General features: G+C 69.0%; 17 protein-coding genes. 10 read left to right on the top strand and 7 right to left on the bottom strand.

All coding sequences use genetic code 11. The features are described 5' to 3' along the window. The first annotated feature begins 103 nt into the window (after window positions 1-103). Window positions 104-982: a dihydropteroate synthase gene (gene folP / locus ON41_RS25695; protein ID WP_040750353.1), complete on the top strand. Its 879-nt coding sequence runs from the start codon at window positions 104-106 to the stop codon at window positions 980-982. Further along, window positions 979-1932 (top strand): glucosyl-3-phosphoglycerate synthase, encoded by a 954-nt coding sequence (locus tag ON41_RS25690; RefSeq protein ID WP_040750352.1) that lies wholly within the window; start codon window positions 979-981, stop codon window positions 1930-1932. Before folP ends, ON41_RS25690 begins: the two co-directional genes overlap by 4 nt. 45 nt (window positions 1933-1977) lie before the next feature. On the opposite strand, the gene ON41_RS25685 is transcribed toward ON41_RS25690, so the two are convergent. The 5 genes from ON41_RS25685 to sigE all read right to left on the bottom strand — a co-directional run bounded on the left by ON41_RS25685 (window position 1978) and on the right by sigE (window position 6130). Then, a complete protein-coding gene (locus tag ON41_RS25685) occupies window positions 1978-2814 on the bottom strand; it encodes a hypothetical protein (RefSeq protein ID WP_040750351.1) in 837 nt (278 codons plus the stop codon). A gap of 152 nt (window positions 2815-2966) precedes the next feature. Next, window positions 2967-3398, bottom strand: coding sequence for a Sec-independent protein translocase protein TatB (tatB, locus tag ON41_RS25680; protein WP_040750350.1), 432 nt, complete (start codon window positions 3396-3398; stop codon window positions 2967-2969). A gap of 12 nt (window positions 3399-3410) precedes the next feature. Beyond that, window positions 3411-5000, bottom strand: a complete 1590-nt coding sequence (locus ON41_RS25675; protein WP_373281362.1) for a S1C family serine protease — start codon at window positions 4998-5000, stop codon at window positions 3411-3413. Between the two features lie 10 nt (window positions 5001-5010). Continuing rightward, on the bottom strand, window positions 5011-5454 hold the full coding sequence (locus tag ON41_RS25670) for an anti-sigma factor (protein WP_040750349.1): 444 nt from the start codon (window positions 5452-5454) through the stop codon (window positions 5011-5013). 61 nt (window positions 5455-5515) lie between these two features. Beyond that, entirely contained in the window at window positions 5516-6130 is a 615-nt protein-coding gene (gene sigE / locus ON41_RS25665) for an RNA polymerase sigma factor SigE (RefSeq protein WP_040750499.1), read from the bottom strand. Between the two features lie 484 nt (window positions 6131-6614). Between sigE and ON41_RS25660 the strand changes: the two genes are divergently transcribed. The 6 genes from ON41_RS25660 (at window position 6615) to ON41_RS25635 (ending at window position 11383) form a co-directional block, all read left to right on the top strand. After that, entirely contained in the window at window positions 6615-7253 is a 639-nt protein-coding gene (locus tag ON41_RS25660; RefSeq protein ID WP_040750498.1) for an O-methyltransferase, read from the top strand. Between the two features lie 201 nt (window positions 7254-7454). Continuing rightward, on the top strand, window positions 7455-8108 hold the full coding sequence (locus ON41_RS25655) for a TetR/AcrR family transcriptional regulator (protein ID WP_040750348.1): 654 nt from the start codon (window positions 7455-7457) through the stop codon (window positions 8106-8108). 25 nt (window positions 8109-8133) lie between these two features. After that, window positions 8134-9072, top strand: a complete 939-nt coding sequence (locus tag ON41_RS25650) for an ABC transporter ATP-binding protein (protein WP_040750347.1) — start codon at window positions 8134-8136, stop codon at window positions 9070-9072. After that, window positions 9069-10727: an ABC transporter permease gene (locus ON41_RS25645; RefSeq protein WP_040750345.1), complete on the top strand. Its 1659-nt coding sequence runs from the start codon at window positions 9069-9071 to the stop codon at window positions 10725-10727. The genes ON41_RS25650 and ON41_RS25645 overlap by 4 nt, the downstream gene beginning before the upstream one ends. Window positions 10728-10850: 123 nt before the next feature. Beyond that, a complete protein-coding gene (locus ON41_RS25640) occupies window positions 10851-11072 on the top strand; it encodes a hypothetical protein (protein WP_040750344.1) in 222 nt (73 codons plus the stop codon). 95 nt (window positions 11073-11167) lie between these two features. After that, window positions 11168-11383 (top strand): hypothetical protein, encoded by a 216-nt coding sequence (locus ON41_RS25635; protein WP_040750343.1) that lies wholly within the window; start codon window positions 11168-11170, stop codon window positions 11381-11383. 10 nt (window positions 11384-11393) lie between these two features. On the opposite strand, the gene glgC is transcribed toward ON41_RS25635, so the two are convergent. Then, window positions 11394-12608, bottom strand: coding sequence for a glucose-1-phosphate adenylyltransferase (glgC, locus tag ON41_RS25630; RefSeq protein ID WP_040750342.1), 1215 nt, complete (start codon window positions 12606-12608; stop codon window positions 11394-11396). A gap of 137 nt (window positions 12609-12745) precedes the next feature. Between glgC and glgA the strand changes: the two genes are divergently transcribed. Then, window positions 12746-13903 (top strand): glycogen synthase, encoded by a 1158-nt coding sequence (gene glgA, locus ON41_RS25625; RefSeq protein WP_040750497.1) that lies wholly within the window; start codon window positions 12746-12748, stop codon window positions 13901-13903. On the opposite strand, the gene ON41_RS25620 is transcribed toward glgA, so the two are convergent. Continuing rightward, the gene (locus ON41_RS25620; protein WP_040750341.1) at window positions 13879-14298 is read right to left on the bottom strand and encodes a DoxX family protein; all 420 of its coding nucleotides are present in this window, start codon (window positions 14296-14298) and stop codon (window positions 13879-13881) included. The two genes, glgA and ON41_RS25620, sit on opposite strands and share 25 nt — an antisense overlap. A gap of 72 nt (window positions 14299-14370) precedes the next feature. Here ON41_RS25620 and ON41_RS25615 point away from each other — a divergent pair, with 72 nt between their 5' ends. Beyond that, window positions 14371-15216: a sigma-70 family RNA polymerase sigma factor gene (locus ON41_RS25615; protein ID WP_051162465.1), complete on the top strand. Its 846-nt coding sequence runs from the start codon at window positions 14371-14373 to the stop codon at window positions 15214-15216. Window positions 15217-15223 lie beyond the last annotated feature (7 nt).

Raw genomic sequence — 15223 nt, 5'->3', positions numbered from 1 at the left:
GCGCACGCGTTGCATAACGCTGGACAGGGTGCGGGAGTACGCAGGGGGTGCGGGAAGTTGGTGGGGGGTTGGGGGTGGGACAGGGGTCGGTACAGTCGGGGGCATGAGTTCGACGCCGTCGTTGGCCACCTTGTGTGGGAAGCCGGTGGCTACGGATCGGGCGTTGGTGATGGCGATCGTGAATCGGACGCCGGACTCGTTCTATGACAAGGGCGCCACTTTTTCCGATGAGGCCGCGATGGCGGCGGTGGCGCGGGCGGTCGGCGAGGGCGCCGATCTGGTCGATATCGGCGGGGTGAAGGCCGGGCCGGGGGACGACGTGGACGCCGCCGAGGAGGCGCGGCGGGTGGTGCCGTTCGTGGCCGCCATTCGCGAGCGGTATCCGGAGCTGCTGATCAGTATCGACACCTGGCGCGCGGAGGTGGCGCGGGCCGCGGTGGCCGAGGGCGCGGATCTGATCAACGACACCTGGGCGGGGGCCGATCCGGATCTGGTCGGGGTCGCCGCCGAGTTGCGGGCCGGGATCGTGTGCAGCCACACCGGCGGGGCCGAGCCGCGCACCCGGCCGCACCGCGTGCGCTATGCCGACGTGGTGGGTGAGGTCACCGAGACGCTGATGCGGTCGGCCGAAAATGCTGCGGCCGCAGGGGTCGGCAAAGACTCGATTTTGATAGATCCGACGCATGATTTCGGCAAAAACACGTATCACGGGCTCGCACTGTTGCGCGCGTTGGACGTTCTTGTAAACACCGGATGGCCTGTCTTGATGGCGCTGAGCAACAAGGATTTCATCGGGGAGACTCTTGGTGTCGGCCTATCCGAGCGATTGGAGGGCACATTGGCAGCAACCGCATGGGCGGCCGCGGCCGGCGCCCGGGTCTTCCGGGTTCACGAGGTCGCCGCAACCCGGCGCGTAGTGGACATGATCGCGGCAATCCAGGGCGTCCGGCCCCCCGCACGAACTCTGCGAGGTCTGGTATGACAACCACCCCCGAACTGGTCACCGACAGCACAACGGAGTGGGCGCTCACCAATACGTGGGACAGCCCCGAGTGGACGGTCGAGGAATTGATCGCCGCCAAAGCGGGCCGCACCGTCTCGGTGGTGCTGCCCGCGCTGAACGAGGAACGCACCGTCGCCGACGTGGTGGCGAGTATCAGACCGCTGGTCGGCACGCTGGTCGACGAACTGGTGGTGCTCGATTCCGGCTCCACGGACGCCACCGCCGAGCGCGCCCGGGCCGCGGGCGCGCGCGTGGTGTCGCGCGAGCAGGCGGTTCCGGAACTGGATCCGGTGCCGGGCAAGGGCGAGGTGCTCTGGCGCTCGCTGGCCGCCACCACCGGCGATCTGATCGCCTTCGTCGACTCCGATCTGATCGATCCCGATCCGGATTTCGTGCCGCGATTGCTCGGGCCGCTGGTGATGGTCGACGGCATGCATCTGGTGAAGGCGTACTACCGCCGGCCGCTGCGGCAGGGCGATTCGGTCGACCACAACGGTGGCGGCCGGGTGACCGAGCTGGTGGCGCGCCCGCTGCTGTCGGCCTTGCGACCGGCGCTGTCGAAGGTGTTGCAGCCCTTGGGCGGCGAGTACGCGGGCACCAGGGAACTGCTGACGGCCGTCCCGTTCGCCCCCGGCTACGGCGTCGAGATCGGGCTGCTGCTCGATACGTACGACATGCTGGGCCTGTCGGCCATCGGCCAGGTCAACCTCGGCGTCCGCACCCACCGCAACCGCCCGCTGTCGGATCTCGGGGTGATGAGCCGTCAGATCCTCGGAACGGTGCTGGGGCGCAGCGGAATCCGCGACTCCGGGGCCTGCCTCACCCAGTTCCCGCTGGTGGGTGAGGAATTCACGGCCTTGACCACCGAGGTGTCGCTGGCCGATAGACCTCCCATGAATACCCTGCGCGCGGCCGAAGTAGCGGCCTGAGGAGGTAGCGCCCCTTGCCCCCGCCCTTCGGCTGGGGCGAGGGGTTCAGCGTTCGTGGCGGTAGATGGGGGTGAGGAGGTCGGCCTCGAGGGGCTCGCCGGTGTTGCGGTCGTAGCGGACGCCGACTACGGCGGAGAAGGGGTGGAGGCCGGCGCGTTCGTGGAGGGTGGCCAGGCGGGTGGCCAGGAGGCGGATGGCGCCCAGAGAGCCGGGCGGGTGGAGGCCATCGACCACGAGGACGGTGCCGCGGCCGTCGGGGCGGGGGAGGCGGGCCAGATAGGCGATGTCGTAGGGTTCCGTGCCGCCGGGGCGGTAGACGCGGCGGGCGGCGCGGTCCTCGATGCCGCGGCGGACACGCCCGGCGCGGGCCACCGTGCGGCGCAGGCGCGGATCAGCGGCGGCCAGATAGCGCAAGCTGGGTGACAGCTCCGGACCGCCCAGCACGATGAGCCCGTCGCGGTCCAGGTCCAGCGGGCGGCCGGGGAGGAACCGCTCCACGCCGACGGCAAAGCCCAACTCGCGCAACAGTTCCACCAGCCGGTGCGGGGCCGCGGCGTCGGGCGCGCCGATCAGCGGCGCGGCCCGGGTGGTGCTGCGCACGTCCGGCGTCAGGATCGTCAGCGGGCCGTGCCCGAAGAACAGTCCCTCCGGCACCGGACCCTGCGTGCTCACCTGGTGAATGCGCGCACGCGAAAGTCCCGCCGCCGCACCGATTCTGGCGAAGGTCCATCCTTCCGCATGCAATTCGCGGATGACGGCCCGCCGAATTCTGGTGAGCTCGTTGATTGTCTGTTGGGCCTGAGCGACCCCGTCGGTGGCTGCTTTGAGACGCTCGACCTTGTCTTCGATCGCGAACACTCGTGCCACCTCATCGGCCGACATGTGCGCAGTCTAGATAGCTCGACAGCGAGATGTGTCTAGACCGCTTGACGAATATGCCCCCGCCTGCATCGGAATTGCGCGCAGCGGTTCCGATCGGCAATACCTGACGTTCGGAATCACTGGTGGTCACACCGTCAAAATGGTGTTCTTCACTACGTCGCGTCGAAATCGATAGGGGGTTTCTCGTTTCGAGCCAACGGTTTCGGAGGCTCGGGTGGCGAATAGGACGGAGGTGGCGAATACCCCGATCCATTAGACGTACTGGACGGTTTGTCGAACTTTCCTGTGAACAGCGAATCGTCGCCGTCCAGCAGATGTTTCGTCACCGCCGACCTGGGCGTCATACCGCGGAACTGATCGAGCGGCCGCCGCAGCTCGTTGATTTCCTGCAGCGGCTTACGAATCTCGTCGAACTCCGGTCCCAGTTCACTGCGCAGCTGCGTGGTTGCGCCACTGGCGTAATCGCGAACCTGCCGGAGGCTCTGCGCGGTCCAGCGGATCGCCCCCGGCAGCCGCTCCGGCCCGAGGATCACCAAGGCGGCGACCACCAGGATCACCATCTCGGGCCAGCCGATATTGAACATAGGACCAGGCTACTAAGGTTGCTTGGGAGCGTTCTCGTCGGATTCCAATGTGACCGGCACATCGACCTGGCGGCCGTCGCGAATCACCTGGAACGTGACGGTCTCGCCGATCTGGTGGGACTGCACGGCGACGGTGAGCTCCGCGGGCTCGGTCACGTCGCGACCGGCCACCCGCACGATCACGTCGCCCTCGGCGATACCGGCCTTCGCGGCGGGGCTGCCCGCCATCACGTCGGCCACCGCGGCGCCGCTCATCGCGTCGTTCTCGACCGTCTTGGTCTTGGCGCTGACCCCGAGCCACGGATGGTGCACCTTGCCGTCCCGGATCAGGGTCTGGGCGACCCGCTGCACCAGATCGACGGGAATCGCGAAGCCCAGGCCCACCGAGCCGCCGCTCTCGCTGCGGATGGCGGTGTTGATGCCGATCAGCCGGCCCTCGCTGTCGAGCAGGGCGCCACCGGAGTTGCCGTGGTTGATCGCGGCGTCGGTCTGCACGGCGTCGAACGCGCCCGCGGTGTCGTCGCCCGGTTCGGTCGGCTCGGCCATCGGGCGGTTCAGCGCGCTGACGATGCCGGAGGTGACGGTCTTGGTCAGGCCCAGCGGCGAGCCGACGGCCAGTACGTCGTCGCCGACCTGCACGTCGGAGGACTTACCGAGCCGGGCCACGGTCAGGTTCTTGACGTCGACCTTGAGTACGGCGAGGTCGGTCTTGGGGTCGCGGCCGACGATCTGGGCGGGCGCCTTGGTGCCGTCGGAGAAGGTCACCTGGATCTTGCCCCGGCCCGACTTGTCCAGGCCGACCATCGAGACCACGTGGTTGTTGGTGACGATGTAGCCGGAGCCGTCGATGACCACGCCGGAGCCGAGAGCGCCGTTGTCGCCGACGGTCTCGCGGATCTGCACCACCGCGGGCAGGACGGCGTCGGCCACCTTGGCGACCTGGCCGTGCGGCTTGTCCTTCGCGCTCTCCTGCTGGAGCGTGATCTTGCGCGAGGTGAGCGCCGAGGTGGAGTCGCCGGTGAAGCGGCCGACCAGGCCGCCGACCAGACCGATCGCGAGCGCGATCACGGCCAGGACGGCCAGCGCGGCCGGCGCCACGCGCTTGCCGAACAGCACCTCGCGGGCGCTGAGCCTGGGGGCCGGGGGCAGCTGCTCCTGCTGGGGCGTGACGATCGCGGGCGCGCCCAAGCGGGCGGCGGCATCCGGATCACGCCAGGGATCGGCCGGTCCGGCCGGAGGATTGGGGTCGTCGATCGCGTCCGGATCGCGCTGCAACCGTTCGTCGGAGCCCTCGGGGCGGCCGAACGCCTCGGCGAGGACGGTGTCGGGGGGACGGTTCACCAATTCGGGACCGTCGAATTTCGGCTCGGCGGGCGCGCCGGACGGCTGCGCGGCGAACGATCCGGACTGACCCTCGGGGCGACGGAAGGCGCGTGCGGTGTGCTTGTCGACATCCGGGCGATACACGGGCCGCGGTCCCAGGACGGGTGCGTCGGGCGGCCTCAGGTTCCCCCGTTCGGCCGCCGAATTCGACACAGCGTCCTTCGCCGACTCGCCGGGCTGTTCGGGTTGTGGTCCGGTGTTCGTCGATTCGGTGGTCACGTGTCGAACTCTACTTGCGCCACCATCCGGTCCACCGCCTGCTCTCCGAAGAGAACTCGCGATCGGTGGAGACGAAACGGAACGAATCCGCCCGCAGCCCTAGAAAACTCGCACCGCGAGTCATCTCGTCCATCGGGCCGGGGAGATTTGCCAGTGGAATTCGGCTCAGGGTGTCGCGGAGGTCGCCCGGGGCCGAGAACTGCCGCTGCGCCGCCTGGCGCAGGGCGATGCGCGCCTGTTGCTGAGAATCGACCTCGGCCGCGCATTCGGGACATTTGGCGAGATGTTCGGCGGCGCGCAGATAGGCGTTCATACGCAACTCGCCGTCCACGTAGGCGGCTATGGCTTCGCTCGCCAAGTGCTCGGTCGGCGCGAAACGAGGTGGACGACCCGGATACCCCCGGTCCGCAGCCGAGCCGGAATCGCGGCCTGTCGCGGCGTCCTCGCCACTCATACGTGCACACACCCTTCCGACGGACGAATTGCTGCCGGGCGCCGCTCGCGGCGGCGGTGAACTACCCGACCTTCTCGTCAGCGGCGAACCGCTGCTGAGTTCCATTATGCGCAAGGTAGTCACGCAGCGCCTGGCGTCCACGGTGGATGCGGCTGCGCACAGTGCCCAGTTTCACGCCGAGCGTAGCGCCGATCTCCTCGTAGGACAGGCCCTCGATATCGCACAGGACCACGGCCGCGCGGAACTCCGGGGCCAGCGAATCCAGGGCGGATTGCAGGTCGGGGTCCAGGTTGGCGTCGTGGTAGACCTGCTCGGGATCGGGGCCCTCCGACGGCACGCGGTCGTAGTCGTCGGGCAGCGCTTCCATCCGGATGCGGTTGCGGCGGCGCACCATGTCCAGGAAGAGGTTCGTCGTGATGCGGTGCAGCCAGCCCTCGAAGGTGCCGGGCTGGTAGTTCGACAGCGAGCGGAAGACCCGGATGAACGTCTCCTGGGTCAGGTCCTCGGCGTCCTGCGGATCGCCGGTCAGGCGGTAGGCCAGCCGGTAGACCCGGTCGGCGTGCTCGCGGACCAGCTCGTCCCAGGTGGGCATCACCGTCCGGTCGCCGGTGGCGTCGAAGGCCGCGGTGCCCGTGAGCGGGGCGTCCTCGGCATCCTCGGCGGCGGTCTCGGGCATCGAGGCGTCGGAAATCGCAGGATCGCTGCTGTCGGCCTCGGGCAGGGGGTAGTCGGCCGCACCGGTGACCGGCAGGCTCGACTCTTGCAGGGTGGCGTACTCACGCGCCGCATCGACCATGTGGATGGGGTTACCTCCTACTCGGGACCGGGGCCGGCGCACCGCGACGGGGGTTTCCATCCATCGCGTACGGGGTACAACTACGGACTCACGTCGGATTGTTCCCCGCGCCGCCGACGGTCGGTCGGCCTTTGCGTTGTCCTTACTCTGCTGGGTCCCGATGTGGTCGTGGTGTGGGGAGGCTGAGGGACACCTGAGAAAAATCCCGGCCCGGTCGGCGGCCCCTACCCGCCCGTCGGTCGCGACGTGGGGCGGGCTTCGCCATTAGCCTCATTGGCGTGAGCGAGCTTGCGAGCGAACCATTGACACAGCGTGCCAGGCGCACGGTGGCACCGAGCGTCAGCGAGGTGACACCGTGAGTCTGATACCGGCGGCGGCGGCCGCGCAGCGCAATCTCGCCTACGTGGAGGAATCCGTCGCGGAGGACGAGATTCTGCTGGCCGCGCGCGAGCGGGCCACGGAGCTGGGCGCGACACCCGTGCCGCCCTCGGTGGGCGCGCTGCTGAGTATGTACGCCCAGCTGCTGGGGGCGCGGACCGTGGTCGAGGTGGGTACCGGGGCCGGGATCAGCGGGTTGTGGCTGCTCGACGGGATGCGCGAGGACGGCACGCTGACGACCATCGACTCCGAGCCGGAGCATCAGCGGGCCGCGCGGGACGCCTTCCGGACCGCCGAGATCCCGCCGGCCCGCACCCGGCTGATCAACGGCCGCGCGCTGGATGTGCTGCCGCGCCTCGCGGACGACGCCTACGACCTGGTGTTCATCGATGCCGCGCCGCTCGAGCACCCGCAGTATGTCGAGCAGGGGGTGCGGCTGCTGCGGGAGGGCGGGGCGATTCTGCTGCACAACGCGCTGCTCGGCGGGCGGGTGCCGGATCCGGCGCAGCGGGACGCGGCGACGCAGGCGGTGCGGGCCGCCACCCGTGCGGTGGCGGAGGATCCGCAGTTGACCAGCGTGTTGATTCCGGTGGGGGACGGGCTGCTCTGCGCCTCGCGAGGGTAGTTGGGGGTTTCCGGCCACAAGCGTGCCGGAAACAAGGCAAAGCGTGCAGGCAAGAGCAACGCGTGCCGGAACCAAGGCGAGGCCGCCCGACCCGGCGCGTTACTTGTTCTTGGCCGCTGAACTGGAGATATGTCTATTTCGGCTCGTGGTGTGTGTCAGGGCTTGCGTGCGGATTGAACGAGTGTTTAGTATATTGAACATGTGTTTAAAGGAGCAGCCTTACCGGAAGGATCCGCCTCGGATCTGAGCACTCGCGCCCGCATCCGGGACGCCGCGATCGCCCTGTTCGGCGACGAGGGTTTCGGTGTCGGAGTACGGGCTATCGCGAAGGCCGCGGGAGTGTCTCCCGGGCTCGTCAACCATCACTTCGGTTCCAAGGACGGGCTGCGGGAGGCGTGCGACGAGTACGTCCGCTCGATCATCCGGGCGGCGAAGACGGAGTACGTCCAGCAACCCACGCCGCACGCGACGTTGCAGGCACTCGCGGAGATCGAGGAGTACGCACCCCTCATCGCCTACCTGATGCGCAGCTTCCAGAGCGGAGGACCGCTCATGGCCGCGATGTTCGACCAGATGGTGACCGATGTCGAGGCCTATCTCGCCGTCGGCATCGAGGCCGGGACATTGCGGAAACCATTGGATCTGAAGGCCGCCGCGCGCTATCTGGCGACCCAGAACGGCGGCGGGTTCTTCTTCTTCCTCCAGCTGCACGCGGCCCGGCACGACGGAAAGCTCGACTACCGACAAGCGCTGCGCGATTACGCCGACCAGATGATGCTGCCGGCGGTGGAAATCAACACACACGGTCTCTTCGCCGATTCGACGTTGCTGGACGCCCTGCTCGCCGATCGGTAAACCTCTTTTCCCACAAGGAGTTTCGATGTCATCGGCAATTGTCGTCCGAGAGTTGCGCAAGCACTTCGGACAGGTACACGCCCTCGACGGTCTCGACCTCGAGGTCGCCGAAGGCGAGGTGCACGGCTTCCTGGGCCCCAACGGCGCGGGCAAGTCCACCACCATCCGCATTCTGCTGGGCATTCTCGCCCGCACCTCCGGTGAGGCCCGGGTCCTCGGCCGCGATCCGTGGACCGACGCGGTCGGCCTGCATCAGGAGATCGCCTATGTCCCTGGCGATGTCACGCTGTGGCCGTCGCTGTCGGGCGGGGAAACCATCGACCTGCTGGCGCGCATGCGCGGCGGTCTGGACCCCGACCGGCGGGAGGAGCTGATCGAGCGCTTCGAGCTGGATCCGCGCAAGAAGGCCCGCACCTATTCCAAGGGCAACCGGCAGAAGGTGGCGCTGGTCTCGGCGTTCTCCTCGCACGCCAACCTGCTGATGCTCGACGAGCCCACCTCGGGCCTGGATCCGTTGATGGAGCAGATCTTCCGGGAGTGCGTGCAGGAGGCCACCGAACGCGGGGTGACCGTGCTGCTGTCCAGCCACATCCTGTCGGAGGTGGAACTGCTGTGCGAGCGGGTCACCATCATCCGTTCCGGGCGGACGGTGGAGAGCGGCACGCTGGCGGAGATGCGGCACCTCAGCCGCACCTCAATCACGGCCGAAATGCTCGGCGATCCGGGCGATCTCGGCCGGATCGCGGGTGTCGAGGACGTCACCTTCGAGGACCACACCCTGCACTGCCAGGTCGACAGCGAACACCTCGGCGAGCTGATCCGGGTGCTCGGCGACGCCGGTGTGCGCACGCTGGTCAGCCAGCCGCCGACGCTGGAAGAGCTGTTCCTGCGCCACTATTCGCTCGACGGCGACGACGCCGCCGGCAGCGACACGGGCCGCCACTACGCGGAGGCGTCGAAATGACCACAGCCACCGTCGCGCGCCCGCACTACGGTTTCGCCGAATCCTCGGGCCGCGCCTCCGATTTCACCGGCACCCTGCATTTGCTGCGGTTGTACCTGCGGCGCGACCGGATCGTGCTGCCGCTGTGGGTGCTGCTGTTCTCGCTGCCGCTGGGCAGCACCTACGTCAAGAGCACCGAGAAGGTGTATCCCACACCGCAACAGCTCGACAGCTTCGCGCATACGATCCTGTCCAGCCCGGCGCAGCTGGCGATGTACGGGCCCGTCTACAACACCACGTCCGCGGCGGCGGTCGGGTTGTGGAAGGCGGGAATGTTCTTCACGCTCATCGGAATCGCCACGATTCTCACGGTCATCCGGCACACCCGCGCCGAGGAGGAGACCGGGCGTGAGGAACTGCTGGCCTCCACTCAGGTCGGGCGGTTCGCGAGCCTGACCGCCGCGCTGGTCGTCGCCTGCGGTGGCGCGCTCGCCGCCGGGCTCCTCGGCGCCGCGAGCATCAAGGGCGCCGGCGTCGACGGGGCCGGGTCGCTGGCGTTCGGGCTGGCGCTCGCGGGGTCGGGCATCGTCTTCGCCGCGGTGGCCGCGGTCGCGGCGCAGCTGAGCGCCAATGCCCGCACCACGCGCGGGATCGCGTTCGCGGTGCTGGCGGCGACCTACACGCTGCGGGCGATCGGCGATGCGCGTGCCGGAAACGGGCCGACCAATCCGCTGGTCTGGATGTCGCCGCAGGGCTGGTCGATTCAGGTGCGGCCGCTCGCCGGTGATCACTTCGCGATCCTGCTGCTGCACGTGGTGGCCGCGGTCGTGCTGATCGGGGTGGCCTATGTGCTGCTGCAGCGCCGCGACCTCGGTGCGGGGCTGATCGCCGAGCGGCTCGGCGCGCCCGCCGCCGGGCCCGGGCTGTCCGGTCCGTTCGGTCTGTCCTGGCGGCTGCAGCGCGGTGCGTTGCTGGCGTGGACGGTCGGGCTGGCGCTGTACGGGCTGGTCATCGGCAGTGTCGTGCACGGGATCGGGGACGAACTCGGAACCAGCGACGCGATCAACGATTTCATCGGCAGGCTGGGCGGCAGTGACGTTCTCGAGGACTCGTTCCTGTCCATGGGATACACGATGCTCGGGATGGCGGCGTCGGCGTATGCGATCTCGGCGGCGCTGCGGTTGCATTCGGAGGAGTCCGGCCAGCGGGCGGAGGTCGTGCTGACCGGAGCGGTCGCGCGGATCCGGTGGGCCGCATCCCATCTGGCCTTCGCCTTCCTCGGTCCGGTTGTGCTGCTCGTGGTCTCGGGTCTGATCGGCGGCCTGGTGTACGGCGCCGCGGCGGACGATATGGGCAAGGTGTGGCGTGTGTTGGAGGCGGCGCTGGTGCAGGTTCCGGCGATCTGGGTGTTCGCGGGTGCGGCGGTGCTGCTGTTCGGGCTGCTGCCGCGCTGGTCGACGGTCGCGTGGGGCGTGTTCACCGCCGGTGTGGCCCTGTTCCTGCTCGGCTCGATCTCCGGTATGCCGCAATGGGTTCAGGACCTGACGCCCTACAGCCACCTCCCCAAGGTTCCCGGCACACCGTTCACCGCCACCCCCGTGGTGATCCTGGTGATCCTCGCGGCCGTGCTGACCACGGTGGGCCTCATCGCCTTCCGCCGGCGCGACCTGCGCTGAACCGGCTGGGCCGGTACGCCTCTCGCACCCTCTCCACGACGCTGGAGTGGGTGCGGGAGTGCGGAGGGGGTGCGTGGGTTTCTTGCCGCGGAGTGGGTATGCGGAGGGGGGAGGTGATGCGCGATGGTGGAGGATCTCGGGCATCTCGTGGAGCACTTTCTGCCCTCGGGGTGGTTGTTTCCCGCGGCGTTGGTCTTCGGGGCGGTCGTGGTCGTGGCGCTGGTCGTGTTGCTGCTCGTGAGCGGTTCGGACTTCGACGAGCATCGAGCGCCCGCGACGACGACGCACGGGACCTGCGCGCCGTTCTGCTACGGGACGAGTGCCGTTCCTACGCAACCACGTTGACCTGCGCGGGGTCGTTGCAGCCGTTGTCCGGCGGCGGGTTGCTGGGGCGGATATGATTGGAAGATCAGGTAATTCGCTACGGGTGGAGGCGTGGGGTGGTTTTCCAACGCGCGGTGCTGATCGAAGTCGCGCCCCGCAGCTGGTTGGTGCTGGCGGTGACGTTGCTGGGGTTCCTGGTCTTCGTGGCGCTCCTGGTGTTGCTGTTGGTCAGCGGAAGCGATTTCAACGACCCGGCCAAGCAGCCGCCGATCACGCACGGCCCGTGCGATCCGTTCTGCACGGCCACTCCCGTTCCGGCCGCGCCGCGGTGAGGTGGGGGCGCTAGACCCACACGCCCTTTCCGACTGTGACCACGCCGCCGTTGCTGACCGCGAAGCGTTCCCGGTCGCGATCCATGTCGACGCCGATGATCTCGCCCTCGCCGACCATGACGTTCTTGTCGAGGATCGCGCGGCGGACCACCGCGCCGCGGCCCACCCGCACCCCGGGCATCAGGACGCTGCCCTCGACGGTGGCGCCGTCCTCGACGAAGACGTTCGACGAGAGCACCGAATTGCGGACCGTCGCGGCGGACAGGATGCTCCCCGAACCGACGATGGATTCCTGCGCGAGCCCGCCCTGCGCGAATTTGGCCGGGGGCAGGTTCTCCGCGGCGCCGCGGATCGGCCAGTGCTTGTTGTAGAGATTGAAGATGGGGTGCACCGAGACCAGATCCATGTGCGCGGCGTAGAAGGCGTCGATCGTGCCCACGTCGCGCCAGTAGCCGCGATCGCGATCGGTGGATCCGGGCACGTCGTTGAGCGCGAAGTCGTACACCCCCGCCTCGCCCTGGGCGACCAGTCCGGGGATGATGTCGCCGCCCATGTCGTGGTCGGAATCGGCGTCGTCGGCATCGGCCCGGATCGCGTCCACCAGGACCTTGGTGCTGAAAACGTAGTTGCCCATCGAAGCGAACGTCACATTCGGATCGTCGGGCGTGCCCGGCGGGTGCACGGGCTTCTCCAGGAATTGTGTGATCCGGCCGGACTCGTCGGAGTCGATACACCCGAACGCCCCGGCCTCGCTGCGCGGCACCCGGATTCCCGCGACGGTGACGCCGGCGCCGGTGTCGATGTGATGGGTGACCATCTGCTCGGGATCCATGCGGTAGACGTGGTCGGCGCCGAACACCACGATGTAGTCCGGATCCTCGTCGTAGATCAGATTCAGCGACTGCATGATCGCGTCGGCGCTGCCGGTGTACCAGCGCGGTCCCAGCCGCTGCTGCGCGGGCACCGGGGTGATGTACTCACCGCCGAACCCGGATAATCGCCAGGTCTGGGAGATGTGCCGGTCCAGCGAGTGCGATTTGTACTGGGTGAGAACGCACAGGCGCAGATAGCCGGCGTTCACCAGATTGGAGAGGACGAAATCGATGAGCCGGTAGGCGCCCCCGAACGGGACCGCCGGTTTCGCGCGGTCCTGGGTGAGCGGGAAGAGGCGTTTGCCCTCACCGCCGGCGAGCACGATTCCTAGTACGTGCGGCTGGCTCCTCACACTCGCCAACTTACCGCCGACATGCCAACGGAGTAGTCACCACGAAGGTGAACGATTAAGTTGGACCGGTGAGTTTCACCGCGGAGGGTGGTGGCGAGCCGAGCCGGTCGCAAGAGCGGGAGCGGCTCCGGGTCGCGATGCTTACTCGCGAATATCCGCCGGAGGTATATGGCGGCGCGGGAGTGCACGTCACCCATCTCGTACCGCGGCTGCGCCGCCTGTGCGACGTGACCGTGCACTGCATGGGGGTGTCGCGCGCGGACGCCGTGGTGCATCAGCCCGATCCGATGCTGTACGCGGCCAATTCGGCGCTTCAGATGATGTCCGCGCAGCTCCGCATGGCCGATGCCGTCGGCGGCGTGGACGTGGTGCACTCGCACACCTGGTACACCGGGCTGGCCGGGCATCTGGCCGCCACGCTGTACGGGATCCCGCACGTACTGACCGCGCACTCCCTCGAACCGCGGCGGCCGTGGAAGGCCGAGCAGCTCGGCGGCGGCTACCGGCTCTCGTCATGGTCGGAGCGCAACGCGATGGAGTACGCCGACGCCGTCATCGCGGTCAGTGAGGGGATGCGCCGAGACGTCCTCGACACCTATCCGACCATCGACCCCGCGCGAGTACACGTGGTGCACAACGGGATCGACGCGCAGGCGTGGCGCCCGGGCGGCCCGATCGACGGCGCCCGGGACGTGCTGGCCGAACTCGGGGTGCGAACCGACGCGCCCATCGTGGCGTTCGTCGGGCGCATCACCCGGCAGAAGGGCGTGTCGCACCTGCTGGCCGCGGCCCGCGACTTCGATCCGGACATCCAATTGGTGCTGTGCGCGGGCGCGCCCGATACGCCGCAGCTGGAGTCCGAGGTCGCGGCGTCGGTGGCCGAGCTGTCCCGCGGTCGCGGCGGGGTGTTCTGGGTGCGGGAGATGCTGCCCACCGAGCAGGTGCGGCAGATCCTGGCGGCGGCGACGGTCTTCGTCTGCCCGTCGGTGTACGAGCCGCTGGGCATCGTGAATCTCGAGGCGATGGCCTGCGGGACCGCGGTCGTGGCCTCGGATGTGGGCGGGATTCCGGAGGTCGTCGCCGACGGCGCGACCGGACGCCTCGTGCACTACGACGGCGACGCGACCGAGGATTTCGAGACGGCGCTGGCGCGGGCGGTCAACGCGATCGCCGGTGACGCGCTGCTTGCCGGATCGCTGGGCGCCGCCGGCCGGGCCCGGGCCATCGCCGAATTCGACTGGGCCCAGGTCGCCGGCCAGACCGTTCAGCTCTACGACCGCATCCGCAAAGGCTGACGCACGCAGCGGTCGGCGGGCCGCAGCGCCCACGACGCGACGGTCAGGACGGTCATCGTGGCCAGCACTACGACCTCGCTCCGGGCGTAGCCCGTGGTCAGGTGAGAGGCGATCGCGCCGGTATAGACGAAGATCGCGCCCGCGTACGCCCACTCCTTGACCAGCGGCAAGCGCGGGACCGCGAGCGCGGCCGCGCCCAGGATCTTCCAGACGCCCAGCAGGACCAGGAAGTACGTCGGATAACCCAGGTGGGTGGTCGTCTCGCGGACGAGTTCGATGCGGGCGATATCCCAGATGCCGCCGACGCCCAGTTCGGCGACGACGAGTGCGGTGGCCGTCCAGTAGGCGGCCGTCCGGTATCGGGGCGCTACCGGCGTTCGGGTCGAGAGGCTCATGGCGGAGGCCTTTCTCGCTATCGTGAGGATCCGTCATCGATATGGCGAACGGCGTCGCGAGGATGTGACGGGGTGAGCGAACCGGCTTTGGAGCGGCTGCACGAGCAGCGGCCGCGGCTGCGCGCGCTGGCCTATCGCATGCTCGGCTCGGTGAGCGAGGCCGAGGACGCGCTGCAGGAGGCGTGGCTGCGCGTGCACCGCAGCCCGCCGGGGCCCGTGGACAATCTCGACGGCTGGCTGACCACCGCGGTCGCCCACACGTGCCTGGACCTGTTGCGCGCGCGTTCCCGGCGCGAGCTGCCGGCCGGTGTGCACCTGCCGGATCCGCTCGTGGGCGTTGTCGCCTCGCCGGAGGACGAGGCGGTGCTGGCGGAGTCGGTGGGGCTGGCCGTACAGGTGGTGCTCGATCGGCTGACGCCCGGCGAGCGGCTCGCCTTCGTCCTGCACGACGGATTCGGGGTGCCGTTCGCGCGGATCGCCGCGCTGCTCGATCGCGAACCGGCCGCCGTGCGGCAGCTGGCCAGCCGTGCGCGGCGGCGGGTGCGGGCCGCCCCCGTGCCCGATACCGATGTGGCCGGGCAGCGGCGAGTGGTGGACGCGTTCTTCGCCGCCGCCCGCCGCGGTGACTTCGACGCTCTAATCGATCTGCTCGATCCGGAGATCACCCTGCGCGCGGATGCCGGACCGGGCCGGATGTGGGAGATCCACGGCCCACAGGACGCCGCCGGCCGGGCACTGCTGTTCGCCCGGCCCGATTCGGATGTGCGGCCCGTCCTGGTGCACGGCGCGGCCGGAGCCGTGGTGCTGCTGGCCGGGGAACCCGCGGTCCTGCTGGCGTTCACCGTGGTGATGGGGCGCATCGCGGAAATAGACGTCTTCGCCGACCCGGCTCGGGTTCGGGCGCTGACAGCCGGCTGAATATTCG

The organism is Nocardia transvalensis NBRC 15921 (assembly GCF_000308875.1).
In the GTDB taxonomy this organism is placed as follows: domain Bacteria; phylum Actinomycetota; class Actinomycetes; order Mycobacteriales; family Mycobacteriaceae; genus Nocardia; species Nocardia transvalensis.
Note: the sequence above shows the minus strand (reverse complement) of the source record. Positions and strands in the feature narration are given on the sequence as shown.